Origin of the sequence: Brachybacterium phenoliresistens (genome assembly GCF_039530785.1) — a bacterium.
Classification (GTDB): Bacteria; Actinomycetota; Actinomycetes; order Actinomycetales; family Dermabacteraceae; genus Brachybacterium; species Brachybacterium phenoliresistens.
Genome location: NZ_BAAAOW010000005.1, coordinates 46,342 through 67,803 on the forward strand (window position 1 = coordinate 46,342; position 21,462 = coordinate 67,803).

The window sequence follows — 21,462 nt, forward strand, 5'->3', positions numbered from 1 at the left end:
GCAGGGCATGGGGAGGGGCATCGGACGATTCGTCGGATCTTTTCGGGACGGACATCGGCCGAGGCCGCCCGGGCCCCGCGACGCGGAGGTCGCGGAGCCCGGGCGAGGCTCAGGCCTCGGGGATGGGGCTGGGCTTGCCGTACGTCTCGGGCATCTTGAAGTCGGGGAACAGCGCCATCTTCGGGGCGATCAGGGCCTGGTTCTCCTCGATCGCCTCCTGCGGCGTCTTGGACCCCAGCGCCACCGAGGACTTGGCACGGTCGGTGGTGTCCCACACGGCCGAGCCCACCGGCAGCGGCGGACGGGAGGTCGAGTTCGGGAGCATCTCCCGGAACAGCTCCGCCCCCGGGTTGTACTTCTTCTCGACGATCGCCTGCAGGTTCGTGGGCAGGTTGCCCAGCATCGGCTGGTAGATCGACTGGCCCGGGTAGCCCGCGAAGAATTTCAGGAACTCCCAGAGCGTCTTGGTCATGTTCGCGCCCTTGGGGATGACCAGCGACTGGCCGCCCGACCACGTGTAGGTGGGGTCGCCGTCCTTCTGGACGGGCAGCCAGGTCCACTTCAGCGGGAGGTCCGGGGCGTACTTCTCGTTGCCCTGGATCTGCCACGGGCCGGTGGGCGTGATGGCCAGGCGCTCGGAGAACAGCGCGTTCTGCGTGGGCGGCGCGTTCGGCGGCTGGTAGGTCGCGTAGAAGGCGTCGACCTTGGAGTAGGGGAACTCCTCGGCCCAGTCCGCGTACAGCTCGAACACGGCCTTCCACTCGGGGGAGTCCAGGGTGATCTTCGAGGTCTCGTTGTCGTAGACCTCGGCGCCCAGGCCGAAGGCCCAGGTGTAGGGCGTGCCCTGGTCCACCCACGGCACGAAGCCGAAGCGGTCGTAGTTGCCGCGGGAGTCCTCGTGGGTGACCTGCCGGGCGACCTCGCGCAGCTCGTCCCAGGTGATGACGTGCTGCGTCGGGTCGAACATGTCCAGGTCGATCCCGACGTCCTTGAGGATGTTCTCGTTGTAGAGCAGGCCGCGGGCGTCGGTCGCGGTGGGCAGGCCGTAGGTCTGCCCGTCGTAGGTCAGCTCGTCGATCGCGAACTGGATCCACTGGGACTTGAACTCCTCGACGGAGACGTCCTCGTACTCCTCGATGAGGCCGTCGATGGGCTCGAGCAGGCCGATGGAGGCGTTCTGCACGGCGTTGAAGCGGTCCATCCACCACAGGTCCGGCGCGGTCCCGCCGCGCACGGCCGTGATGATCTGGCTGTTGTCCGCCGCGCCGCTGGAGGGGACCTGGTCGATGATGACCTGGACGTCCTTCCCGGCGTCGGTGGCCTTGAAGGCGTCCAGGACCGCCTGATCCTTGTCGGTGTCGGCGGCGCCCATGCCCCAGTAGCGGATGACGTTGTCGCCGGTCGCCCGGCTGCGGGCGCAGGAGGTGGCGCCCAGGGTCGCGGCGGCGGCGAGGCCCGCACCGCCGAGGAATCGTCGTCTGTCGATCACTTGAAGCCTCCGATCGTGATGCCGCGGATGAAGTACCGCTGGAAGATGAAGAACAGGACCAGCAGCGGCAGGATCACGAGGAACGATGCGGCCATGAGCTGGTTGAAGGAGACGTCCTGGGCGTTGACGGAGCGGAAGGTCTGCAGACCGATGGACAGGGTCTGGACCCTCTGGTCCTGCAGGTAGATCAGCGGTCCCATGAAGTCGTTCCAGGCGCCGACCGCGGCGAAGATCGCGACCGTGGTCAGGGCCGGGCGGGCGGTGGGGAAGACGAGCTTCCACAGGATCGTCCATTCGCTGGCCCCGTCCACGCGGGCGGCGTTGAGCATGTCCCGGGGGATCTGCAGCAGGAACTGCCGCAGCAGGAACACGAAGAACGCGGAGCCGAACATGGCCGGGATGATGAGCGGGAACAGGGTGTTCACCGCGCCCAGCCGGGCCCACATGTCGAACATCGGGATGAGCGTGACCGGGAACGGCAGGAACAGGGTGCCGATGACCACGAGGAAGACCTTGTCGCGGCCGGGCCACTCGATGCAGGAGAAGCCGTAGGCGACGATGAAGTTCGCGACCACGCTGAGGACCACCACGGAGATGGTGATGATCGCGGAGTTCGCGAAGAACTGGAGGAACGGCATGGCCGTGATGGCCTTGACGTAGTTCCCGAACTCCCAGGACTGGGGGAGCAGGGTCGGCGGGAACTTCGCGAGCTCCTCGTTGGACTTCAGCGAGGACGCGATCATCCAGTACATCGGCAGCAGGAACAGCGCGCTCAGCGCGATCATGACGATCCGGGCGATGAGCGTGGAGTACCACGGCCGCAGGGTGCCGTCGGCGCGACGGTTGTTCTGGTCGGCGTCCTCCGCCCGCTGGCGGCGGCGCTCGGCGAGGTGCGAGGAGTTCTTGGCGGTGCTCGAGGCGGCGCTCGAGTCGTGCTCGGTGAGGGAGGTAGTCATCAGGCGGCGTCCACGTCGTAGTTCACGAATCGGCGCGAGAGCCAGAAGATCAGCAGCGCCAGGGCAAGACCCGTCAGGAACAGCAGCACGGCCAGGGCGGAGGCGTAGCCCAGCTCTGCGAAGCCGAATGCCGTCTTGTACAGGTACATCATGTAGAACAGCGCGCCGCCGTCGGGATCGCCGGATCCGTTGGTGATCACGAAGGCCTCGGTGAAGACCTGCAGCGCACCGGAGACGCCGGTGATGAGGTTGAACAGCAGCACCGGGGTCAGCAGCGGGAAGGTGATCGAGAAGAACTGGCGGATGGGGCCGGCCCCGTCCACGCGCGCCGCCTCGTAGACGGTCTTCGGCACGTTGCGCAGGCCCGCCAGGAAGATGAGGGCCGCGTTGCCGGCGCCGAACTGCGCCATGAGGATGATCGCGATCTTCACGCCCGTCGGATCGCCCAGCAGGTTCACGTTCGCGCCGCCGAACAGGCCGATGACCTGGTTGAACACGCCGAACTGCGGGTTCAGGAACACGATGAAGATGAACGACATCGCGAACGCGGGGATCAGCGAGGGGGCGTAGAAGATGGTGCGGTACCAGGCGACCTCGCGCACGTTCTGGTTCATGGCGATCGCGAGGGTGAGGGCGACGACCAGTCCCAGCGGCACGGCGATGATCGCGTAGAACAGCGTGTTCCCGGTGGCCTTGGCGACCAGCGGGTCGCTGAACGCGGTGATGTAGTTCTGCACGCCGACCCAGGTGGGGGTCGCCATGCCCGAGTACCGGGTGAAGCTCAGGCCGATCGAGTAGGTCACCGGGTACACGATGAAGACGGCGACGCCGATGATCCAGGGCGAGATGAACAGCAGCCCCAGCCTGAGGTTGCGCTTGTGGGTGAGGGACATGCGGCGTTTCTCGCCCGATGCTCCGGCGAGCGGCGTCGTGGATCGCGCGGGGGCTCCGGTGCCCGCGGCGCGCGCTCCGTCCACGTCGGTGGCGCTCATCGTTCTCCTTCCGAGATGCGGTGCAACCCCGTCGGTGCACCGAGTCATGACGGGTGGTCCGCTGCGCGGGGCAGGGGGCGGGAGATGTCCGTGAAGCGTGTGGGCCGGACCACTCCGTCGTGTCGCCGGGTACATTACTCACACCGATGGACATAAAACAAGGGGCGGCGGAGCGGCCGCTACCATCGGGCCAGGAACGGGCCCAGGAGGACCTCATGCGCGGATCGACCATGCCGGATCTCGGGGCTCGCAACGAGATGGTGATCCTGCAGGCGATCCGGCTGCGGCCGGAGGGCATCTCCCAGTCGGAGGTCGTCCGCCGCAGCGGGCTGTCGCGCCAGGCCGTCTCCCAGATCGTGCGGCGGCTGATCGATCGCGGCCTCGTGCAGACCCACGGCACCCGCGTCAACGGGCGCGGCAAGCCCTCCACGGTGCTGGGCATCGTCCCCGGCTCGCAGCTCACCGCCGGGGTGCACCTGGACCCCGCCCAGCTGACCGTCGTCATCGTCGACCTGTTCGCGCAGGTCATCGCCAAGCGTGCGCTCGAGCCGCCCGGCGAGGACCCGGCGGACGACGTGGTCCGGATCGCCGACGCCCTCGAGGACATGCTCGCCGACCTGCGCGAGGCGGGGATGTCCGCGGCCGACGGCGGCGACGTCGCCGGCGCGCTCGCCGGCATCGGCATCGCCGCGCCCGCGGGGCTGGACGCCGAGGCCGGCATCCTGGTGGACCCGCCATGGTTGCCGGGCTGGCGCCACGAGCCGATCGTCTCCGAGATCGAGACGGCCACCGGCCTGCCGGCCGTGCTCGACAAGGACACCAACGCGGCGCTCACCGCCGAGAAGTGGGCCGGCAGCTACCCGCAGGAGGAGACGGTCCTGTACATCTACGTCGGCGCGGGCGTGGGCTCCGCCGTCGCTGGCGACGGCACCGTGCACCGCGGCAGCACCACGCAGGCCGGCGAGATCGGGCACCTCCCCACCGGCCTGGACGGGCCGATGTGCCAGTGCGGACGGCGGGCGTGCCTCGGCCTGTACACCGACGCCTCCGGGATCCTGCAGGCCGCGCGCGAGCAGGGGGTCATCGCCGACGACCCCGACGCCCTGGTCGCCGATGCCCTCAGCGAGGTCGTGGCCTGCGCCCGCGCCGGGGACGCGGCGGCCGCCGAGCTCGTCGCCGGGCACGGCCGCGCCCTCGGCGAGGCGCTGCGCACCCTGATCGGGATCCACGACCCGCACCGCATCATCATCGGCGGGCCCTACTGGGGACTGCTCGAGGAGGCGTCCCTGCCGGCGCTGCGCGAGCGCGCGCTGCGGGCCGGCGGCGGCGACCACGGCGTGCTCATCACGTCCTCCACGCTCGGCGACGACGTCGGCGCGATCGGCGCGGCGAGCCTCTTCCTCGAGCGCGAGCTGTCCCCGGCCGGCCGCTGACCTCCCCGGCCGGCTGCTGAGCTGCCGGGCAGGACGGCATTCGGACATACCGGAACGCGGGCATTGCGGGATCATCGACCGCACGGTAGGACTGCACCGAGCAGGCGTTTCCCATCCCTTCCTCGGCAGCCCTGGAGGCCACCGTGTCCGATTCTCCTGTCCCTCCTCTCTCCTCCCGTCTCATCGCCGAGTTCCTCGGCACGTTCTGGCTCGTCTTCGGCGGCTGCGGATCCGCGGTCCTCGCGGCGGTCTTCCTCACCGACGACGGCACCCAGCTGGGCATCGGCTTCGTGGGCGTCGCGCTCGCGTTCGGCCTGACCGTCGTCACCGGCGCCTACGCGGTGGGCCACATCTCCGGCGGCCACTTCAACCCCGCCGTCACCCTGGGCGTCGTCCTGGGCGGCCGCATCGAGGCGAAGGCGGTGCTGCCGTACATGGCCACGCAGGTCGTCGCCGGCGTGGTCGCCGCGGCGGTGCTGTTCCTCATCGCCAGCGGCTCCGACTCCTTCGCCATCGACCCCGGCGCCGCGGGATCCTTCGCGACCAACGGCTACGGCGAGCTCTCGCCGGGAGGCTACAGCCTGCTGTCGGCTCTGCTCATCGAGATCGTGCTGACGGCGGTGTTCCTGTGGGTGATCCTCGGGGTGACCCACGGCCGCGCCCCGGTCGGCTTCGCGCCGCTGGCCATCGGCCTCGCCCTGACCCTCATCCACCTCATCTCCATCCCGGTCACCAACACCTCGGTGAACCCCGCCCGCTCGCTCGCCGTGGCGGTGTTCAACCCGGCGGCGCTGGGCCAGGTGTGGCTGTTCCTCCTCGCCCCGCTGATCGGCGCGGCGATCGCCGGCTCCACCTACCGGATGCTGTTCGACCGCGAGTGAGGCGATGGGGACGGAGCCTGCCCGTCCCCGCCGCCGACCCGCGCCCTCCGCGCAGGGTGCACCGGCCCGCGCCGGTGCGCCCTGCCGTTCGGTGCGTCCTGCCGTCGGTGGGCCCTGCTGCCGGTGCGCCCTGCGCCGTCTCACACCTCGGTGACGTCGAAGGCGCGCACCATCCCGTCCTGGTCGCCGACGACCACCGCGCCGGGCACCGGGAGGTAGGCGGGGGTGGCGATCACCCGCGAGGTGGTGACCTGGTGCAGCGCGGTGACGTCGGGGGCATCGGCGTCGATCAGGGAGAGCACGCCGGTCAGGCTCACGTGCCAGGCCCGATGGGTCCCGGCCACGGGGGCGAGTCCCGCGTCCAGGGACACCTGGCCGCCCTCGCCGATGGGCGTGATCGTGCCGTCGTCGGGGCTGATGAGCGCCGCCTGCCCGCGCTCCTGGACCACGAGGACGGCGCCGTCGTCGAGGATCTCCGGCGGGGTGTACATCGCCGAGGCGGCCGCCGTCCAGCGGGCCGTGCCGTCGGCCGCATCCAGGCAGTGGAGGGTGTCCACGGTGCCCACCAGCACGGCGTCCGCGCCGATGGGGCGCACCGTCGTGGTCCACGGCCCGTACAGCAGGCGCTGGTAGGCGGTCGACCGCCGCGCCAGCTGCGCGACCCAGCGCTCGGCGCCCCGCTCGAGCGAGTAGCCGCGGGCGGTGCCGTCCCCCGCCCCGATCACCACGGTGTCCCCCAGCACGAGGGGCCGGCCGCACGACTGCACCGGGATCGGCACCGTCCACATCACCGTGCCCGTCTCGTCGATGCGGTTCAGCGTCGGCCCGGCGCTGACCAGCACGCTCTCCAGGCCGTCCGTCGTGACCACGAGCGGGGCCGAGGCGACGCGCTCGGGCAGCTCGGCCCGCCACAGCTCGCGCCCCCGGCTGATGTCGAGCGCGACGAGCGCCCGGTCCAGGGAGGGCACGTAGGCGGTGCCCGCGTCGGGGGAGAGCGCGAGCGGGCGATGGACCGGGCCCGTCTCCACCCGCCACTGCCGGCGCAGGCTGCGCCCCCGCAGGACGAAGGAGATCACCTCGCCCTGGTCGGTGGACACCAGCATTGCGTCCTCGCCGGTGGGGACCACCGCGCCGGTGACCGCCCCGTCCACCTCGTAGGTGCCCAGCGGGCGCACCGGTCCGCCGCGGGTGGTCAGCTCATCGGCCGCCTCCCAGGTCCCGCCGTCGGCGGCGGTGCCGCGCACCCGCACCCGGTGCGTGCCCGGCAGGACCGGCGGGCTGATCGCGGCCACGTCGATCCGCGCCTCGAGCAGGGTGCCGTCGATGCTCATGTCGTACCAGGTGCCGTGCTCGGTGAGGCCGTACAGCGACTCGTCCCAGACCTGCGCCGCGGCGGCGACGAGGGCGTCCTCGCCGCCGATGCGCGCGCTCAGGTGCACGGCCGAGCCGGGGGCGCGGGCGTTCAGCCGCCGCGGCATGGCCTGGTGGCCGCTGGCGCGCGGCGTGCCCATCGGGATCGTGACGACCGGCGTGACGGTGCGCTCGCCGTCGTCCCCGGGGGCCGGCAGCGAGACCGCCTCGACGGTGAGCTGGTCCATCTCCTCGGTGGGGCTGTGGCGCAGCAGGTAGTGGACGGGCGAGTTCTTCACCGCCCGGCCCGTGAGGACGATGGTGTCGTTGACCCGGGTGACGGTCTCGGAATGGTTGTGGCCGGCGAGGATCGCCCGCACGGGATGATCCGCGATCAGCGCGAACAGCTGGTCCATGCCGCGCACGTAGTGGAAGTCCGCCCCGGGCGGGCAGTGCATGACGATGATGCTGGGCGTGCGCCCGGCCATCCGCAGATCGGCGCGCAGCCACTCCAGGGTCGCCCGGCTGACGTGCGCCTCCTCCTGCAGCGGGCCCGAGACCTCGAGCATGATCACGTGGATCCGCTGATGGTCGAAGGAGCGCGAGCCCTCCTCGTGCATCCGCGCGCGGTACACGTTCCCGCCGCTGGGATCCCAGCGCATCTCGTGGTTGCCGGCGACGTGCTGGATCTCCCCGGGGAAGTCCTCCGGGACCAGCCGCAGGTAGCGGTCGTAGGTGTCGTTGGACCCGAACTCGGTGATGTCCCCGCCGTGCAGCACGAGCGGGACGTTCAGGGCGCGCATGTCCTCGAGGACCAGCTGCAGGTGGATGTCCTGCGCCGCGGCGACCGCGTCGATGTGCACGTCGGTGATGAACGAGGCGAAGACGGTGCCGGCGGCCTCGGGGCCCGTCCCCCAGCCCTGGTCGTCATCGCGCGGGCCGTCGAGGATGTGCGCGCGGGCCCACAGCGGCCCCAGGCAGACCACGGCCGATCCGGCGGCGGCCGCCGCCCCCGTCAGCAGGGCCCGGCGGCCGATGCCGCGGGGCCGTCTCTCCCCGGCGGCGCCCCGGCGCAGGGCGGTCTCGCCGATGCGCTGGGACGCATCGGCCGCGGTGGCCGCGTCGACGCCTGAAGGAGTCGACGCGGCGTGGGCGCTGCTCTCCTCCGGCCTCATCCTTCGATGGTATCGGCCGGGCGCGGCCGATGGGGCGCCGGAGCGGGCCGCGCGGGGGCCGGTCGGCGGCGGGTCGGTCCCGGCGGCTACCGGCTGACCGGGTCGCCGTCGGGGTCGAGGAATCGCTGCAGGTCGGCGGGCCGCGGCGCGGATTCCCAGTCGCCGGGCGACATGCACAGCAGGGCGCCGTGCGCATTGCCGCGCAGCAGCCGCTCGGCCGGGTCGGCCCCGGCCAGCCGCGCTGCGAGATAGCCGGCGACGAAGGCGTCCCCGGCGCCGACGGTGTCCACCACCGGCACGGTGAAGCCGTCATGGCGGGTCAGATGCCCGTCGATGAGGCTCGCGGCGCCGTCCCCGCCCAGCTTCGCGACCAGCTCGCGTCCGCCCGTGCCCGCGCCGTCGGGGGAGAGGGCCTCCAGGTGCGCATCCAGCGCCCGCAGCAGCGCCTCCGGGTCCTCCGGATCGGTGCCCTCGGGGGCGATGAGCGCCAGCTCCTCGAGCCCGCCGAAGACGACATCGGCTCCCGCGGCCAGGCGGGTGTAGACCTCGCGCACGCCCCCGGGCGGGGCGAGGGAGGGCCGATGGTTCACGTCGAAGCTCACCGCGACCCCTGCCGCGCGGGCACGGCGGACGGCGTCCTCGACGGTCGCCGCCGCGCCGGGCGAGAGCAGCGTCGTCACCCCGCCCACGTGCAGCAGGGACGCCGCGGCGAGGAGCTCGTCGGGGACATCGGCCGAGGTCATGCGGGATGCGGCCGAGCCTGCCCGGAAGTACTGGACGGTGGTGGTGGCCGAGGTCGGCTTCGCCTTGATCATGAGGCCGGTGGGGGCGTCCGGGTCGACGGCGGCGCGCACGTCCACGCCCTCCGCACGCACCTCGCGCAGGACCCGCTCGCCGAGCGCATCGGCGCCGACCCGGGAGACCCAGGTGACGTCGATCCCGGCGCGGGCCAGCCCGATCGCCAGGTTCGACTCGGCCCCGCCGATCCCCAGGGCGAGGTGGTGGGCGTGGGCGAGGGAGCCGATGCCCTCGGTGCGCATCAGCGCCATCGTCTCGCCGAGGGTGAGCACGCGCGGCCGCGCCGCGGGACGGGTCATCGGGCGTCCTGCACGGCGGCGACGAAGTCGCGGGCGCGGGCGGCCAGCTCGGTCATCGAGCCGCCCTTCAGCGCGTCGCCCAGCAGCGGCCCGCCGACGCTCACGGCCGCGGCGCCCGCGGCCAGCCACGCCCGCGCGGCCTCGAGGTCCACGCCGCCGGAGGGGACGACCTCGATGTCCGGGAACGGGCCGCGCAGGTCCTTCACGTACCCCGGGCCCACCAGGCCCGCCGGGAACACCTTCACCGCCGAGGCCCCCGCCGACCACGAGGAGAACAGCTCCGTCGGCGTCAGGCCGCCGGGAAGGATCGGCACGCCGGAGGCGATCGACGTCTCCACCAGCGACGGGTCCGTCACCGGGGTGACGATGTAGCGGGCGCCGCCGTCGAGGGCGCGCAGCAGCTGCGGATGCGAGGTCACGGTGCCCACGCCCACGTCCACGCTCGCCGCGTACCGCTCCACCAGCGTCGGCAGCACGTCGAGGGTCTTCGGGGTCGACAGGGTCAGCTCGACGCTGCGCACCCCGGCCTCGGCGAGGGTGTCGATGACCACCGGGTACTGCGCCGCATCGCTGCCGCGCACCACCACCACGAGTCCGGACGCCGCGGTGAGCTGGGGGATGGGGATACGCGTGGTCACAAGGTCCTCCTCGTCGAAGCCGATGTCGCACAGCGCCGCCGCCCGGGTCGCCCGTCGGCGGTCTCTGCTCGCCCACCGCTGCCCGGCGGCCGCTGTGCCTCCCCGAAGCCTACGGCCGAACCCGACCCGGGTAAACGCCTTCCCGCTTGTCGGACCGCCGTACCGTCCCCGTTCCCCGCCATCCGTCGGGATTGCGTCGTCGCCTCGTGCGTTCCGCGGCATCCGTCGGAGTGATGTCGTCCCTCCACCCGTTCCGCGGCATCCGTCGGAGTGATGTCGTCGCTTCCCCTGCTCGACGAGATCTGTCGGAGTGAATCCGTCGCTTCCCCGCGAGGTAGCGACGGACTCACTCCGACGGATGAGCGTAGCGACGGAATCACTCCGATCGATGCGCGTAGCGACGGATTCACTCCGATCGATTTCCGGGCGGCGCGTGAGGGCCCGGATCCGGGGCGGGTCCGTGCAGCAGGCGGCGGGCGGCGGTGAGGGAGCCGTAGCGTGGGGTCATGCGCAGCTGGGATACGACGACCGCGGACTATGAGCGTTCGTTCGGGGCGCTCTGCGCGGGGACGATCGAACGGATCCTCGACGACGCGGAGGGGCCGCGGCTCCTCGATGTCGGCTGCGGCACCGGCGAGCTGGCGGCACGCGCGGTGGCCCGGGGATCGCAGGTCGTCGCAGTGGATTCCGCGCCCTCGATGGTGCGTCGCGCCCGGGAGGTGATCGATGCCGCCGCGGCTGCCGGCGGCCCGGGCGCCGGCGAGGTACGGGAGGCAGAGCTTCCGGACCTTCCGTTCGCGGACGCGGCGTTCGATGCCGTGGTCGCGAACTTCGTCGTCAACCATGTCCCGCGTCCCCTGGACGCGATGCGGGAGATCGCCCGGCTGCTGCGGCCGGGCGGCACGGCGACGACGACGATCTGGCCCGCCGGAGGCGGCGGATGGCAGGAGCTGGTCGGCGGGGCCTTCGCGGCGGCAGAGGTCGTGGCGCCGCCGAGCACCCGCCTGCCGGCTGATCTCGACTTCGCCCGCACCCCGCGGGGCCTCGCCGACCTGGCCGAGCGGGCCGGGCTGCGCGTCGTGCTCAGCGAGGAACTGCACTGGACGTGGGAGGTGGGGATCGAGGATCTCTGGGCCGGGATCGCCTGCGGCATCGCGACGCAGGGGCAGACCTATCTGGCGCAGGCCCCGCAGATCAGGCGGCGGGTCGAGGAGGAATACCGTCGCCGCGCAGCCGGGCTCGCCGGGGAGGACGGCCCGCTCCGGTTCGCGAGCACGGCCGTCCGGACTCTCGCGCGCGCTCCGCACGGCGGCGCCTGACCCGGCGGCGCCGCCCGGATGCGGCACGCGCGGCCCGCTCCGCCCGCCCGGACGCGGCACGCGCGGCCCGCTCCGCCCGCCGGGCGGCCGCCCTCGGCGCCCGGCGGGATGCGGACCGCGAGCGCCCGGTCACTGGCGGGTGCGCAGGCCTGTCATGCCGCCGTCGATGGGCAGGAGGACGCCGGTGGTCGAGCGGTTGCGGGGGGAGGCGAGATAGCAGTGGGCCTCGGCGACCTCCTCGGGCTCGACGAGGCGGCCGTGGGGCTGGCGGGCCTCGAGGGCGGCGCGCTCGGCGGCGGGATCATCGGCCGCATCGAGCAGGCGGCCCACCCACGGCGTGTTGGCGGTGCCCGGGACGACGGCGTTCACGCGGATGCCCTCGCGCACCCAGTCCGCCGCCATGGCCAGGGTCATCGCCTGCACGGCGCCCTTGGAGGCGGAGTAGAGCACGCGGTCGGGAAGGCCCAGGGCGGAGGCGATCGAGGCCGTGTTCACCACGGCCGCGGACTCCGAGCGGCGCAGGTGCGGAAGCGCCGCCCGCGTCACCCGGGCGACCGAGAGGACGTTGATGTCCAGCACCCGCAGCCACTCCTCGTCGGAGTTCGCGGCCACGTCGCCCTGCGCGCCGATGCCGGCGTTGTTGATGACCACGTCGATGCCGCCGAGCTGGGCGGCGGCCTCCTCGACGGCCGCCTCGACCGCGGCGGTGTCCCCGAGGTCGCAGCGCAGCGGCAGGGCGCCGTCGGGGGCACCGGAGGGGTCGAGGTCCAGCACCGCGACGCGGGCGCCGCGGGACATGAGCGCCGTGGCGGTCGCCGCGCCGATGCCGGCGCCGCCGCCGGTGACCAGCGCGCGGATCCCGTCGAACTCGAGGGCGGTCGGTGCGGTCATGGGATCTCCTCGGCGGGAATCGGCAATGGGCTCGCCCGGCACGATACCGCTATTCATCCGATGAATCGAGGGGCGGGTGGAGCTTCAGTGTGCACCGCGAGGGCGCGAGCACGGGGGGCGCCGGGCCGTTCTGCCGTACCCACCGGGTGACTTGTCGGGAGACAGGGAGGGTCGCGCGTGCCAGACTGGTCCGCGATGCTTGAACCGCGCCTCGAATCATCGGGCCGATCCTGAGGAGGAACCCCATGCAGCTGCGCCGAATCGGTGCCCGCGGACACGAGAAGCCGGCCGTCGTCGAGGGCGGGGTGACCTATCGGCTGGACTCCCTGACCGGAGACATCGACGGGGACTTCCTCGCCGCCGACGGCATCGCCCATGTGCGCGAGAAGCTCGCCGCGGGGGAGCTGCCCGTGTGGGAGGGGGCGGAGTCCGAGCGCATCGGCTCCCCGATCGCCCGGCCCGCGGCTGTCATCTGCATCGGCCAGAACTACGCGGCCCACGCCGCGGAGTCCGGGGCGGAGCCGCCCACCACGCCCATCATCTTCTTCAAGCACCCCAACACCGTGGTCGGCCCGCAGGACGCCGTGCCGATCCCGCGCGGCGCCGCGAAGGTGGACTGGGAGGTCGAGCTGGGCGTGGTCATCGGCCGCGAGGCGAAGTACCTGGAGTCCGAGCAGGACGCCCTCGACGTCATCGCCGGGTACGTGACCAGTCACGACGTCTCCGAACGGGACTTCCAGCTCGAGCAGTCCGGCGGCCAGTGGTCCAAGGGCAAGTGCGCCGAGGCGTTCAACCCCGTCGGCCCCGACCTGGTCCCGGCCGATGAGGTCGACCCGCAGTCCCTGCGGCTGTGGTCCGCCGTGAACGGGGAGGGGCGCCAGGATTCGACCACCGCCGACATGGTGTTCACCGTCGCGCAGCTGGTCCACCATCTCTCGCAGTACATGGTGCTCTCGCCCGGCGACCTTATCAACACCGGCACCCCGCAGGGCGTCGCGCTGTCGGGCCGGTTCCCCTATCTCGCCGCGGGCGACGTCGTGGAGACCGGCATCGAGGGCCTGGGCACGCAGCGCTCGGAGTTCGTGCCGGCCTGAGCATGACGGCGGGCCGCGCCGCGGGGCGTCGGGCATCGGGGCGTGCGCAGGGCGGACGGATATGTTCCCGCCATGCCGTTCACCCCGAGCCACGCCGTCCTCGCGCTGCCGTTCGCCCGTCGTCCCGGGCTGGCGGCGGCCATCGCCGTGGGGGCGATGGCGCCGGATCTGCCGATGTTCCTCCGGGGCACGGGCGTGGACTACGCCCTGACGCATGATCCGCGCTGGATCCCGGCGACCGTGCTGATCGCGCTCGCGCTGCTGCTGATCTGGCGGGTGCTGCTGCGCCCGGCCGCTCGCGCCCTCGCACCCCGGGCCCTGGGCTCACGGCTGCCGGGGACCTGGGATCGCGGCCCGGTCGCGGCCCTGCGGGAGACGTTCCCCTCCGCCGGCGGCGCCGCGCTGGTCCTGGTGGGGCTCGCCGCCGGGATCGCGAGCCACATCGTGTGGGACGGCTTCACCCACGAGGGCCGCTTCGGCACGTTCCTTCTCCCCGCCCTCGCCCTGCCGTGGGGGCCGCTGCCGGGCTACACGGTGCTCCAGTACGGCTCGGGGCTGGGCGGCCTGATCCTCCTCGGCGCGGCCGGAGCGCACTGGCTGCGGGGGCGCGAACCGGGGCCGACGGCTCCGGCGCCGCGCATGCTGCGCGTGGGCTGGTGGCTGTCCCTGCCGATGCTGCTGCTCGGTGCCGTCGCGGTGAGCGCTGCCCTCGAGGGCCCGCCGGCGAGCCTCGGCGCGGCGTACCGCCTGGCCGGGACCCTGCCGCCGGTGGTCGGGCTGTGGGGGATCCTCACCGTGGCCCTGGCCGCGGTGCTGCGCCTCGCGCGGCCCGGATCGCCCTACGCGTCCTCCCCGAGCGCCTCGGCGAGCGAGGCGAGGGACCGCTCGAGGTAGTCCGGCCCGAAGGGCGGGATCCCGAACTGCTCGCGCATCGCATCGGGCACCTCGCTCCAGTCATAGGTGATCTGCACGCGGGTCCCGCCCTCGGCGGGCTCGAGGTCGTAGCGCCAGGTCCAGCCGCCGGTCCCCAGCTTCCCGGAGTCGTCGTACTGCCCGGGCTCCCAGGCCAGGGTGCGCTGCGGGACGTACGCGATCACGCGGTTGTGCATGTGGTACTCGCCGCCGGCGTTGACGTGGAACATGCGGATCCCGAAGACCTGGCCCTCGGCCGTGATCGGCCCCTGCTGCGGGTCCAGGGCCTCGCCGACCCAGTCCGTCGGCTCCAGCCGATGGTGCTGCGCGGGGTCCGTGAGCAGGGAGAACACGGCCTCGGGCGCGGCATCGAGGGTGCGGGAGACGACCAGGCGCGGCTCCTGGTCGGCGGTGGGGGCGGTCGGGGAGGTCATGAGGGGGTCCTTCCGTAGAGCGTCGCGATGTCGGGGGAGTCGAGCCATCCCTCGTAGGTGCCGGACTGCGGCCAGCCCTCGGGGGAGTCCTGCCATTCCTCCTGGCGGCCCCAGGGCAGGAGGTCGATGAGGGGGAAGGTGTGCGAGATCTGCTCGGTGCCGCGCCCGTCGGTGTGCCAGGTGCGGTAGACGTCCTCGCCGTCGCGCAGGAAGACGTTCACCGCGAAGCCCTCGCCCGGCCCGGCGCCGACATCGGCCCCGAAGGGGCTGCCGGCGGTGGAGTACCACTCCATCTCGTTGCCGACCTTCTCGCGGTAGGCGAGGGCCTCGTCGATCTCGCCCTGGGTGACGACGACGAAGCGGGCGTCATAGGAGCGCAGGAACTCCAGGCGCGTGTACTGGGAGGTGAAGCCGGTGCAGCCGCCGCACTGCCACGGCGCCCCGGGGCTCCACATGTGGTGGTAGGTGATCAGCTGGGAGGCGCCGTCGAACAGGTCGACCAGCCGCACCGGGCCGTCCTTCGAGGTCAGCGTGTAGTCGGGCATCTTCACCATGGGCAGGCGGCGGCGCTGGGCGGCGATCGCGTCGAGCTCGCGGGTGGCGGCCTTCTCGCGCACCCGCAGGGCGTCGAGCTCGCGGCGCCAGGTCGCGGCGTCGACCACGGGCGGGAGGGCGGTGGCTTCGGGGGACATGGGGCACCTCCGGGGTGCGATCGGGGGCGGCGATGCCCTGCGGCGAACCGGCGGGTCCGCTGATGTGAACACCGTCCACATGGCGTGCTCCCAGCGTAGGATCGGCCGCGCGCACCGTCAAGAGCGAGAGGAGGAGCAGATGTCCTCGGACAGCACCGCGGAGCCGTCCCGGCCGTACCACCACGGCGACCTGCACGCCGCCCTCCTCGAGACCGCCCTGGACCTCGCCCGCGAGGGCGGGCCCGCGGCCGTCTCCCTGCGGGAGGTCACCCGGCGGGTCGGGGTCTCCCCGGCCGCCGCCTACCGCCACTTCCGCGACCGCGAGGCCCTGCTCCGGGCCGCCGCCCGCGAGGTCCAGGCCCGCATGGTGGTGCCGATGCGGGAGCGGCGCGCGCGCTCCGACGGACGGGCCGATGCCGCCGCCCGCGCCCTGGACCGGCTGCGCGGGGTGGGCCTGGGATACATCGACTTCGCCCTCGCCGAGCCGGGCTGGTTCGCCACCGCGCTGCTCGGCGCCGGCGATCCGCCGGACGAGGGCCCCGCCCACGCCGCGCCGTTCCTCGAGCTGCTGGCGGCCCTGGACGACTGCGTCGAGACCGGCGTGCTGTCCCCGCGCCGGCGTCCCGGCGCCGAGTTCTCCTGCTGGTCGGCCGTGCACGGCTGCGCCGAGCTGCTGGTCCGCGGCCCCCTGCGCGGCGCCGACGCGGAGACCGTGCGGACGATCGCCGAGAAGGTCGTCGACGACATCATCGCCGGCATCCGGTAGCCCGCGCCCGGCCGGCCGGCCGCGCCGGTCGTCGGCGCCGCGTGGCACGATCGGGGGTGCCCACCGCCCCGCCCTCGCCTGGAGTCGCCATGGAGAACCCGTTCCGGCCGTCCTTCGGCGCCGTGCCGATCGCCCTGGCCGGCCGCAGCTTCGCCCTGGACGCCTTCGAGCACGCCCTCGAGGACCATCCCGGCAGCGAGCAGCGCTCCACGCTGATCTCCGGCGCGCGCGGCACCGGCAAGACGGTGCTGCTCACGGAGATGGAGATGATCGCCCAGGACCAGGGGTGGGAGGTCCTGCGCCTGCACACCGCGGCCGCCTCGCTGGCGGAGGAGCTGCGCGAGCTGGTGCTGGAGCGCCTGCGGGAGGTCGATCCCGACGCCGAGGGCACGCGCCTGACCGGGGCGGGCATCGCGAGCATCGGCTCCGTGCGGACCGAGACCGTGGACCGGTACTCCGGCGGGCCGAGCACGGCGACCGCCCTCGCGCGGCTGGCGGAGCTGGCCGGTGCGAGCGGCGGCGGGCTGCTGCTGAGCGTGGACGAGGTGCAGTCCGTGGACCTCGACCAGCTGGCCGGCGTCACCCAGCTGTACCAGGACCTCGTGCGCACCGGGCGGCCCGTCGCGTTCATCGGCGCGGGGATCCGCTCGGGCATCGAGGCGCTGCTGGCCCAGGGCAAGACGACCTTCCTGCGCCGCGCGCACCGCGTCGAGCTGGGCGCGGTCGACGTCGGCACGGCCGCGGAGGCGATCCGCCTGACCATCGCCGGGACGGACCGGAGCATCGGCCCGGAGGCCGCGGTGGCGGCGGGCGAGATCTCCTGCGGCTACCCGTACCTCATCCAGTACGTCGGGGCGCAGGCCTGGGAGAACAGCCAGGGCGCGGCCGAGATCGCGCTCGAGGACGTGCGCCGCACCCGCGACAGCGCGATCCGCCAGATGCACATGAACGTCCACGGCCCGGCGCTGCGCGGCATCGCCGCGGGCAAGCTCGCCTACCTCGAGGCGATGCTGGAGGACGAGGGCCCCAGCTCCACCGGGGAGATCGGCCGGCGCCTGGGCCGCGACCACGGCTACCAGTCCGTGTACCGCCGCCGGCTCATCGAGGACGACCTGATCCAGCCCGCCGGCCGCGGCTACGTCGAGTTCTCCCTGCCCTACCTGCGCGAATCCCTGCTGCTGCGGCGCCAGGAGCATCCCGCGCCCGACGCCGCCCCCGATGTCACCGTCCGCCGCACCCGCTCCGGGGCGCGGCAGAGCGCTCCCTCGGCCGCCGCGTGGACCGCGACGAGCCGGACCGACAGGAAGAAGGCCCGATGAGACGCTCCGCCCGCACCAGGCCCCCGGTCGTGGACCGTCTGACCCTGCTGGACCTCGAGCCCGCCGCGGCCGATGACCTCGAGCCCGGCGCCGCCCTCGAGGGGCGCCTGCTGGAGGACGCGGACCTCTCCGGGCGGGACCTCGCCGGCCTGGTGCTCTCGGAGTGCTCCCTGGTCTCCGCCACCGCCCACGAGACCGTGCTGCGCGGATCCCGGCTGCTGGAGACGCGCCTGGAGCGCCTGAACGCCCCGGTGCTGGACCTGGCCCGCTCGACCCTGCGCGATGTGGAGGTGACCGGGTCGCGGATCGGCGCGCTGGACGTGTACGAGTCCTCGCTGAGCTCGGTGCGGTTCACGGGCTGCAAGATCGACTGGATCAACCTGCGCGGGGCCGAGCTGGAGAACGTCCTCTTCGAGGACTGCGCCTTCGTCGAGGTGGACCTGGGCGGGGCGAGGGCCGCGCGCGTGGCCTTCGAGGGCTGCCGGGCCGACCGCCTCGACGTGGCGCAGTCCCGGCTGCAGGACGTGGACCTGCGCGGCCTGCAGGCGGAGGCGGTCGACGACCTCTCCGGCCTGCGCGGGGCGACGCTGGACCACGGCCGCGCCGTCGAGCTCGCCGAGCTGTTCGCCGCCCACCTGGGGATCCGGATCGAGGGGTGAGGGATCCGCGGCGCCGCGCTCGGTGCCGCGCCCTCGCCGAGGGCTCTTGACGGACGGCCGTTTATCGATACATTGGTGCTCCCGACCCGCCGGACGACGAGCCCGCGCCGCCCCACGATCCCCGACGGAGCCCGATGACCCCGCACACCCCGGCCCTGCACATCGCCCTCGGAGAGCCCATCGGCCGCCGTGCGAGCCCCGACCTCTGGGGGATCTTCCTCGAGGACATCAACGACGCCCTGGACGGCGGGCTGAACGCCGACGTCGTCCAGAACGGGCAGTTCGAGTACAGCCCGGAGGATCGCCCGGGCTGGGGCCCGCTCACCGCGTGGACCGCGCAGGGCTCCGTCACCGTCCGCTCCGCCGACCCCGTCCACACGGCGACCGCGACCCACGTGCGGCTGCACGGCGACCGGACCGCCGCATCGATCACGAACCACGGGTACGACGGGATGACCCTCGGCGCCGGCCCCCACCTGCTCGAGCTCGCCCTCCGGCGGGTCGACGAGGCCGCCGCGTCGCTGACCGTGCGGCTGACCCGCGGCGATCGCGAGATCGCGCGCACCTCCCTCGCCCTCGACGCCCCCGCCCGGGAATGGACGTTCCTCCAGACGCGGCTCGAGCTGCCCGCCGACGTCGAGGACGCCGCGCTGGCCCTCGAGCTCGCCCGGGGCACGGCCGACCTCGACGTGGTGAGCCTGCGGCCGATCGACCCCGGGACCGGCCGGCCCCGGACCTTCCGGCCCGACCTGGTCGCCGCGCTGGCCGAACTGAAGCCCTCCTTCGTGCGCTTCCCGGGCGGCTGCGTGGCGCACGGCCTCGGCCTGGAGAACATGTACCACTGGAAGACCACGCTGGGGCCCCGGCACGAGCGCCGGCACCTGCGGAACACCTGGGGGTACCACCAGTCGATGTCCATCGGCTACCTGGAGTACTTCCTGCTGTGCGAGCAGCTCGGGGCGACCCCGATGCCGATCGTCCCCGCCGGGGTCTGCTGCCAGAACCTGCCGGGAGGGCCCCGGGCCATCCCGCAGGACGAGATGCCCGAGTACATCCGCGATGTCCTGGACCTGGTCGAGTTCGCCAACGGCGGGGCAGAGACCGGCTGGGGCGCCGTCCGCACCGCGCTCGGCCATCCCGAGCCGTTCGGCCTGCGCTACCTCGGGGTCGGCAACGAGGACCAGATCACCGCGGACTTCCGGGACCGCTTCCACCAGATCCACGCCGCGCTGCGCGCCGAGCATCCCGAGATCACGGTGATCGGCACCGCGGGCCCCAACCCGTTCGGCATCGACTTCGAGGACGGCTGGACGTTCGCCCGCGAGGAGGACGTCGCCATCGTGGACGAGCACGGCTACCGCACGCCCCACTGGTTCCACCAGAACACCCGCCGGTTCGACACGTACGACCGGTCCGGTCCCGCCGTCTACGTCGGCGAGTACGCGGCGAGGACGTCCCGGCTGCGCTCGGCGCTCGCGGAGGCCGCCGGGATGATCGGGATGGAGCGCAACTCCGACGTCGTGCGGCTGGCCTCCTACGCGCCCCTCCTGGCCCGGGTCGGCCACACGCAGTGGACGCCCGATCTGATCTACTTCACCGACACCGAGGTCCGTCCCTCCGCGAGCTACCACGTCCAGCGCATGTTCTCCCACGCCCGGGGCGAGCACGTCTGCGGGCTCGAGGTCACCGGCGCCGCAGCCCGGGTCCGCGGCGTGCCGGACGCGCGATCGGTGCGCCTGCGCAGCCCGGGGAACCGGGTGCGGTGGAGCGAGATCGCTGTGGACGGCATCACCCACCCCGACCAGGTCACCGCGGCGGACGGCGAGGAGATCGCGCTGCCCGGCTGGGGCGCGGATGCGTGCGAGATCTCGGTCCAGCTGACCCGCATCGAGGGCGCGCAGGGCGCCGAGATCCATCTGGGCGGTCCCGCGGGCACCACCCACTACACGGTGCAGCTCGGAGGCTGGCAGAACCGGACGAGCGTCGTGGGGCGCTCCGACGACGGCATCGGCGACGAGATCGACGGGCCGACGCCGCTGCGCGGGTTCGCGACCGGCGTGCCGCGGCATGTCCGGGTCCGCGCCGAGCTCGTCGCCGGCTCCGTGCGGCTGCGCGTGTGGATCGACGGGGAGCTCGCGCACGACGTGCAGGACCGGGGCGATCCCGACGAGCTCGTCGTCGTCGGCGCCGTGGCCCGCGAGGACGGGACGCGGATCCTCAAGGTCGTCAACGCCACGGCGCAGCAGCGCCCGCTGGAGATCACCACGCCGTGGGACGGGCCGGTGACCGGGACTGCCGAGATCCTCGCCGGCCCCGACCCGGACGAGGGGGCGCCCTTCGAGGCCTGGCCGCACCCGATCGGCGTCGAGAGCCTCCACGGGAGAGGCCGGCTCGAGATGGCCGTGCCCGCGTGGTCGTTCAGCGTCATCACGCTCCCCGCTCCCTGAGCGCCCCGGGGGCGCCCCCGCGCCCGGACCCGGCCCCGGTCCCTCACGGGTGCCGGCGGGCCGGAATGTCCGGATCGTGGAGACCTGACCGCACTTCACGTCATCCTGACAATCCCCGGGTTAGGGTGACCGCATGGATGCCGCCGCCGCTCCCATCAACGTCGCCGTCGACCTCGTCGTGCTCACCCTGCGGCAGGGGAGGCTCAGCGTGCTGCTCGTGCAGCGCGAGGACGAGCCCTATGCCGGGACCTGGGCGCTGCCGGGCGGCTTCGTCCAGCTCGAGGAGGACCTGCTCGCCGCGGCGCATCGGGTGCTGCAGAGCGAGGCCTCCCTGGGCCGCGAGCACACCTACCTCGAGCAGCTGCGCACCTTCGGCGATGCGGGCCGCGACCCGCGCGGACGGGTCATCTCGGTCGCGTTCATGGCCCTCGGCGCGGATCTGCCGGATCCGGTGTTCGGCCCCGGTGCGGCCGATGCCCGCTTCTGGAACCTCACCGACATCGACCCCGCCGCCCTGGCCTTCGACCACGCCGAGATCCTCGGGACCGCCGTCGAGCGCGCCCGCGCGAAGCTCGAGTACACGACCCTGGCCACGTCGTTCCTCCCGCCCGAGTTCACCATCTCGCAGCTGCGCGGGGTCTACGAGAGCGTCTGGGGGACGAGCCTGGATCCCGGCAACTTCCACCGCAAGGCCACCCGCTCCCCGGGATTCGTCGTCGACCTCGGCACGCAGACCGACGGCACCGGCGGCCGCCCCGCGCGCCTCTTCGCCGCCGGCGAGGGCACCGTGCTGAACCCGCCCCTGCTGCGCGGCGGCGACTGACCAGCCCTGCCCTGCCGGCCCGCCTTGCCGGCTCGATCCGGCCCGGCTTGCCCTGCCGGCGTGCCCTGCCCTGCGTGCCCTGCCCTGCGGGCCCT

The 21,462-nt window shown here is 73.2% G+C and carries 19 protein-coding genes; 10 read left to right on the forward strand and 9 right to left on the reverse strand.

What is annotated here, in order from left to right; all coding sequences use genetic code 11:
- Positions 1-109: 109 nt before the first annotated feature.
- Genes ABD234_RS12030 through ABD234_RS12040 form a run of 3 tightly spaced genes read right to left on the reverse strand, consistent with a single transcriptional unit; the run spans position 110 to position 3,437 of the window.
- Complete coding sequence (locus tag ABD234_RS12030; protein ID WP_344356480.1) at positions 110-1,489, reverse strand: extracellular solute-binding protein; 1,380 nt, start codon at positions 1,487-1,489, stop codon at positions 110-112.
- Positions 1,486-2,445 carry a carbohydrate ABC transporter permease gene (locus ABD234_RS12035; RefSeq protein WP_344356482.1) on the reverse strand — a complete coding sequence of 320 codons (960 nt, stop codon included), beginning with the start codon at positions 2,443-2,445 and terminating at the stop codon, positions 1,486-1,488. The genes ABD234_RS12030 and ABD234_RS12035 overlap by 4 nt, the downstream gene beginning before the upstream one ends.
- Entirely contained in the window at positions 2,445-3,437 is a 993-nt protein-coding gene (locus tag ABD234_RS12040) for a carbohydrate ABC transporter permease (protein WP_344356484.1), read from the reverse strand. The genes ABD234_RS12035 and ABD234_RS12040 overlap by 1 nt, the downstream gene beginning before the upstream one ends.
- A gap of 215 nt (positions 3,438-3,652) precedes the next feature.
- On the opposite strand from ABD234_RS12040, the gene ABD234_RS12045 reads away from it, so the two are divergent.
- Both ABD234_RS12045 and aqpZ read left to right on the forward strand, forming a co-directional pair.
- The gene (locus ABD234_RS12045; protein WP_038374282.1) at positions 3,653-4,870 is read left to right on the forward strand and encodes an ROK family transcriptional regulator; all 1,218 of its coding nucleotides are present in this window, start codon (positions 3,653-3,655) and stop codon (positions 4,868-4,870) included.
- A gap of 143 nt (positions 4,871-5,013) precedes the next feature.
- The gene (gene aqpZ, locus ABD234_RS12050) at positions 5,014-5,751 is read left to right on the forward strand and encodes an aquaporin Z (protein ID WP_344356487.1); all 738 of its coding nucleotides are present in this window, start codon (positions 5,014-5,016) and stop codon (positions 5,749-5,751) included.
- Positions 5,752-5,891: 140 nt separating this feature from the next.
- Here aqpZ and ABD234_RS12055 read toward each other — a convergent pair whose 3' ends face one another.
- From ABD234_RS12055 to ABD234_RS12065, 3 genes are all read right to left on the reverse strand, one after another.
- Positions 5,892-8,276 carry an outer membrane protein assembly factor BamB family protein gene (locus tag ABD234_RS12055; RefSeq protein WP_344356489.1) on the reverse strand — a complete coding sequence of 795 codons (2,385 nt, stop codon included), beginning with the start codon at positions 8,274-8,276 and terminating at the stop codon, positions 5,892-5,894.
- Positions 8,277-8,362: 86 nt separating this feature from the next.
- Complete coding sequence (locus ABD234_RS12060) at positions 8,363-9,373, reverse strand: sugar kinase (RefSeq protein ID WP_344356491.1); 1,011 nt, start codon at positions 9,371-9,373, stop codon at positions 8,363-8,365.
- Entirely contained in the window at positions 9,370-10,011 is a 642-nt protein-coding gene (locus ABD234_RS12065; protein ID WP_344356493.1) for a bifunctional 4-hydroxy-2-oxoglutarate aldolase/2-dehydro-3-deoxy-phosphogluconate aldolase, read from the reverse strand. The genes ABD234_RS12060 and ABD234_RS12065 overlap by 4 nt, the downstream gene beginning before the upstream one ends.
- Positions 10,012-10,517: 506 nt before the next feature.
- Between ABD234_RS12065 and ABD234_RS12070 the strand changes: the two genes are divergently transcribed.
- Positions 10,518-11,330, forward strand: a complete 813-nt coding sequence (locus ABD234_RS12070) for a class I SAM-dependent methyltransferase (protein WP_344356495.1) — start codon at positions 10,518-10,520, stop codon at positions 11,328-11,330.
- Positions 11,331-11,459: 129 nt separating this feature from the next.
- On the opposite strand, the gene ABD234_RS12075 is transcribed toward ABD234_RS12070, so the two are convergent.
- Positions 11,460-12,221: an SDR family NAD(P)-dependent oxidoreductase gene (locus ABD234_RS12075; RefSeq protein ID WP_344356497.1), complete on the reverse strand. Its 762-nt coding sequence runs from the start codon at positions 12,219-12,221 to the stop codon at positions 11,460-11,462.
- A gap of 245 nt (positions 12,222-12,466) precedes the next feature.
- Here ABD234_RS12075 and ABD234_RS12080 point away from each other — a divergent pair, with 245 nt between their 5' ends.
- Together ABD234_RS12080 and ABD234_RS12085 are read left to right on the forward strand one after the other, a co-directional pair.
- Entirely contained in the window at positions 12,467-13,315 is an 849-nt protein-coding gene (locus tag ABD234_RS12080) for a fumarylacetoacetate hydrolase family protein (protein WP_344356499.1), read from the forward strand.
- 72 nt (positions 13,316-13,387) lie between these two features.
- Positions 13,388-14,209: a DUF4184 family protein gene (locus ABD234_RS12085; RefSeq protein WP_344356501.1), complete on the forward strand. Its 822-nt coding sequence runs from the start codon at positions 13,388-13,390 to the stop codon at positions 14,207-14,209.
- On the opposite strand, the gene ABD234_RS12090 is transcribed toward ABD234_RS12085, so the two are convergent.
- Positions 14,155-14,661, reverse strand: coding sequence for an SRPBCC family protein (locus ABD234_RS12090; RefSeq protein ID WP_344356503.1), 507 nt, complete (start codon positions 14,659-14,661; stop codon positions 14,155-14,157). The two genes, ABD234_RS12085 and ABD234_RS12090, sit on opposite strands and share 55 nt — an antisense overlap.
- Entirely contained in the window at positions 14,658-15,353 is a 696-nt protein-coding gene (locus tag ABD234_RS12095; RefSeq protein ID WP_344356505.1) for a DUF899 domain-containing protein, read from the reverse strand. The genes ABD234_RS12090 and ABD234_RS12095 overlap by 4 nt, the downstream gene beginning before the upstream one ends.
- A gap of 139 nt (positions 15,354-15,492) precedes the next feature.
- On the opposite strand from ABD234_RS12095, the gene ABD234_RS12100 reads away from it, so the two are divergent.
- The 5 genes from ABD234_RS12100 to ABD234_RS12120 all read left to right on the forward strand — a co-directional run bounded on the left by ABD234_RS12100 (position 15,493) and on the right by ABD234_RS12120 (position 21,367).
- Positions 15,493-16,119, forward strand: a complete 627-nt coding sequence (locus tag ABD234_RS12100; RefSeq protein WP_344356507.1) for a TetR/AcrR family transcriptional regulator — start codon at positions 15,493-15,495, stop codon at positions 16,117-16,119.
- A gap of 89 nt (positions 16,120-16,208) precedes the next feature.
- Complete coding sequence (locus ABD234_RS12105; RefSeq protein ID WP_344356509.1) at positions 16,209-17,438, forward strand: ATP-binding protein; 1,230 nt, start codon at positions 16,209-16,211, stop codon at positions 17,436-17,438.
- Positions 17,435-18,097: a pentapeptide repeat-containing protein gene (locus ABD234_RS12110; protein ID WP_344356511.1), complete on the forward strand. Its 663-nt coding sequence runs from the start codon at positions 17,435-17,437 to the stop codon at positions 18,095-18,097. The genes ABD234_RS12105 and ABD234_RS12110 overlap by 4 nt, the downstream gene beginning before the upstream one ends.
- Before the next feature lie 134 nt (positions 18,098-18,231).
- Positions 18,232-20,544, forward strand: a complete 2,313-nt coding sequence (locus ABD234_RS12115) for an alpha-L-arabinofuranosidase C-terminal domain-containing protein (RefSeq protein WP_344356513.1) — start codon at positions 18,232-18,234, stop codon at positions 20,542-20,544.
- Positions 20,545-20,677: 133 nt separating this feature from the next.
- Positions 20,678-21,367, forward strand: coding sequence for an NUDIX hydrolase (locus tag ABD234_RS12120; RefSeq protein WP_038373905.1), 690 nt, complete (start codon positions 20,678-20,680; stop codon positions 21,365-21,367).
- Positions 21,368-21,462 lie beyond the last annotated feature (95 nt).

Excerpts from the sequence above, each read along its gene's own strand:
- ABD234_RS12035 (WP_344356482.1), bottom strand. The coding sequence starts at position 2,445 with ATGACTACCTCCCTCACCGAGCACGACTCGAGCGCCGCCTCGAGCACC.
- ABD234_RS12040 (WP_344356484.1), bottom strand. The coding sequence starts at position 3,437 with ATGAGCGCCACCGACGTGGACGGAGCGCGCGCCGCGGGCACCGGAGCC.
- ABD234_RS12045 (WP_038374282.1), top strand. The coding sequence starts at position 3,653 with ATGCGCGGATCGACCATGCCGGATCTCGGGGCTCGCAACGAGATGGTG.
- ABD234_RS12055 (WP_344356489.1), bottom strand. The coding sequence starts at position 8,276 with ATGAGGCCGGAGGAGAGCAGCGCCCACGCCGCGTCGACTCCTTCAGGC.
- ABD234_RS12060 (WP_344356491.1), bottom strand. The coding sequence starts at position 9,373 with ATGACCCGTCCCGCGGCGCGGCCGCGCGTGCTCACCCTCGGCGAGACG.
- ABD234_RS12070 (WP_344356495.1), top strand. The coding sequence starts at position 10,518 with ATGCGCAGCTGGGATACGACGACCGCGGACTATGAGCGTTCGTTCGGG.
- ABD234_RS12075 (WP_344356497.1), bottom strand. The coding sequence starts at position 12,221 with ATGACCGCACCGACCGCCCTCGAGTTCGACGGGATCCGCGCGCTGGTC.
- ABD234_RS12080 (WP_344356499.1), top strand. The coding sequence starts at position 12,467 with ATGCAGCTGCGCCGAATCGGTGCCCGCGGACACGAGAAGCCGGCCGTC.
- ABD234_RS12085 (WP_344356501.1), top strand. The coding sequence starts at position 13,388 with ATGCCGTTCACCCCGAGCCACGCCGTCCTCGCGCTGCCGTTCGCCCGT.
- ABD234_RS12090 (WP_344356503.1), bottom strand. The coding sequence starts at position 14,661 with ATGACCTCCCCGACCGCCCCCACCGCCGACCAGGAGCCGCGCCTGGTC.
- ABD234_RS12095 (WP_344356505.1), bottom strand. The coding sequence starts at position 15,353 with ATGTCCCCCGAAGCCACCGCCCTCCCGCCCGTGGTCGACGCCGCGACC.
- ABD234_RS12100 (WP_344356507.1), top strand. The coding sequence starts at position 15,493 with ATGTCCTCGGACAGCACCGCGGAGCCGTCCCGGCCGTACCACCACGGC.
- ABD234_RS12105 (WP_344356509.1), top strand. The coding sequence starts at position 16,209 with ATGGAGAACCCGTTCCGGCCGTCCTTCGGCGCCGTGCCGATCGCCCTG.
- ABD234_RS12110 (WP_344356511.1), top strand. The coding sequence starts at position 17,435 with ATGAGACGCTCCGCCCGCACCAGGCCCCCGGTCGTGGACCGTCTGACC.
- ABD234_RS12115 (WP_344356513.1), top strand. The coding sequence starts at position 18,232 with ATGACCCCGCACACCCCGGCCCTGCACATCGCCCTCGGAGAGCCCATC.
- ABD234_RS12120 (WP_038373905.1), top strand. The coding sequence starts at position 20,678 with ATGGATGCCGCCGCCGCTCCCATCAACGTCGCCGTCGACCTCGTCGTG.